Origin of the sequence: Youngiibacter fragilis 232.1, from assembly GCF_000495435.3 — a bacterium.
Classification (GTDB): Bacteria; Bacillota; Clostridia; order Clostridiales; family Clostridiaceae; genus Youngiibacter; species Youngiibacter fragilis.
Genome location: NZ_AXUN02000139.1, coordinates 1 through 2,151, shown reverse-complemented (window position 1 = coordinate 2,151; position 2,151 = coordinate 1). Strand labels below are relative to the sequence as shown.

Annotated in this window: 2 protein-coding genes; both read right to left on the bottom strand. The window is 35.8% G+C overall.

Annotation, left to right across the window (positions count from 1 at the left end; translation table 11 throughout):
* Nucleotides 1-101: 101 nt before the first annotated feature.
* Nucleotides 102-1,151, bottom strand: a complete 1,050-nt coding sequence (locus T472_RS07120; RefSeq protein ID WP_023387834.1) for a S8 family serine peptidase — start codon at nt 1,149-1,151, stop codon at nt 102-104.
* Between the two features lie 7 nt (nt 1,152-1,158).
* On the bottom strand, nt 1,159-2,121 hold the full coding sequence (locus tag T472_RS07115; protein WP_023863476.1) for an AAA family ATPase: 963 nt from the start codon (nt 2,119-2,121) through the stop codon (nt 1,159-1,161).
* Nucleotides 2,122-2,151 lie beyond the last annotated feature (30 nt).

The following is a 2,151-nucleotide window of genomic DNA, read 5'->3' as shown; positions in this document are numbered from 1 at the left end:
AGCCACCTCAGGGTGGCTCAATCACAGAATAACTATGGCTCTCTTATTCCGTTTTTGTGGCTCTAGCTCAGCGTACTCATTGCTTATTTTGAGCATAATATTCACACTGATTCTAAAAAATGATTAACGACAATCAGATCACTATTTTCTAGCTTGTCTTCTAACGTAAAGTAAGAAGCAATACCAGCCATCCTCGTACCATGATCAGCAATATCATTGACTCCTTTTTCTATATCTACTGTATGCATGTTCTCATCAGATAGTAATGGTGCTAATAGATCATGACCATTATTAACTCCGGTATCAAGTAGACAAACTGATGTATTTGATCTTGAAGATACATCTAAACGGCCTAGTAAATCCTGAACAAAATCTTTTTGATCTGATTCAGATAAGCTTTCATAGAAACCCGTTGGTGTTACCATTATTCTAAACTCAGCAATCCTCGAACTTAACCATTGAAGCTCTGATAACTGTAGCTTATTTGCTCGGACCCCCAAAACTACTCGTTCAGGGAAAATAATTCTTTGTTCTTTATACTCAATATTTCTTCCATTGCAAATCTCAAAGAACTCATCAATAACATCTGAAACGGTTTCTTTTGCTTCGTACATTAGCCAAACCTCACACCATTGCGGTGTGGTGGTCGGCATTTTGGTTTTCTCACTCATCCAAAGAGCCTCAACCAAAGCTAGATTAATACTTTCTATCGTCCCAATAACCTTTTCTTCGCTCTCTGTTTCTCTATACTTATTAATTTTCTTAATAAAAAAATCCCTTTTATTATCAGGGACAAAGACAGTGGTACTTACAATTTTCTTGTTTTCACTATCCTCTTCCTGTTTGATATTACAGATTCGAACATGTTGGCTTGTATGCTCCAAGCTTTTTGTTATAAGATCAAATCCTGCTTGTCCTTTGATCTCCAAATACACACCATGTCTACTTGGAACAAATACAGCGCCGATTTCTTCCTGATTTTGATTTGCTTTTTCCCAGGCAGAAACTAAATCCGCCTCTAATTTTTCTGCATGACTGCGTCTGCTTGCCCGAGGCGGATAGTTTTCTCTTCCACCCCCACCATTAGCAGGTTTGTAATCAAAACTCTGTCCGGCTTTATTGATATATAAGTTGCTTAATTTCGATTCCATCTATCTCTTAAGCCTCCTTATACCTGTAATAATTCTTCCTATCCTGTATGAAATTCATTAAGATATCCTTGGTAATTGTGGTGTCTTCTAAAATAGAATACTTCACAGCATCCTCACACGCTTTTACAATATCTGCATGATTTAAGCCCGAAGCCTTTTTATACACTTCATCTGAAAAAATGTCATTTAATGCTTTCCCATGAAGTTTCATCTTGAACAATCTTTTAATTTGATCATTATCTGGATTTTTATATTCCATCACATCATCAAACCGCCTAAATAAAGCTTTATCCAACATGCTTGGATTATTAGTAGCTGCAATAATTATGCTATAAGATTCATCAGCTTCTAAATTCTGAAGAAATGCATTCAGAATTCTTCTCATTTCCCCTACATCATTATCTAAACTTCTATCTGAACCGATAGCATCAAACTCATCGAAAAGATATACCCCTCGGATCTCTTTAATCTGGTCAAAAACCTGTCTAAGCTTTACACTCGTTTCTCCCATGTATTTTGTAATCAACTTATCAAATTGTATAACATATAAAGGTAGATACAGCTCATTGGCAATAACTGAGGCTGTCATTGTTTTACCTGTTCCTGGATCACCTGCAAGTAAAATCTTCGAGCGATTCATTAAGCCGTTTTTTCTCAAGATATCTTTCTTCTGATACTCATTTAGTATCCGTTTGATTTTATCTTCTATTTCAGTTGAAACAATTAAATCCGATAAAGTAGAATTAACAAACCTTTGCTCAAGGATATCTAATCTGTTATTTAATGCTACAACTTTGCTTTTACTAAGATACTTTGGATTTTGAATAATATCTTTAATTTCTCTAGCACTAGCGGTATGACCAACTTTTGCTTCGTGAGCCGCAATCTGCAAAACAACGGTTTTAAATTTTTCATCGTTGCTATCAAAATGAGCTCTAATTAAAGCCTTCACTTGTTCAATTGTTGCCATGCGGGATTACCGCTGACTGTCAAGGTAGTT

Excerpts from the sequence above, each read along its gene's own strand:
- T472_RS07120 (WP_023387834.1), bottom strand. The coding sequence starts at position 1,151 with ATGGAATCGAAATTAAGCAACTTATATATCAATAAAGCCGGACAGAGT.
- T472_RS07115 (WP_023863476.1), bottom strand. The coding sequence starts at position 2,121 with ATGGCAACAATTGAACAAGTGAAGGCTTTAATTAGAGCTCATTTTGAT.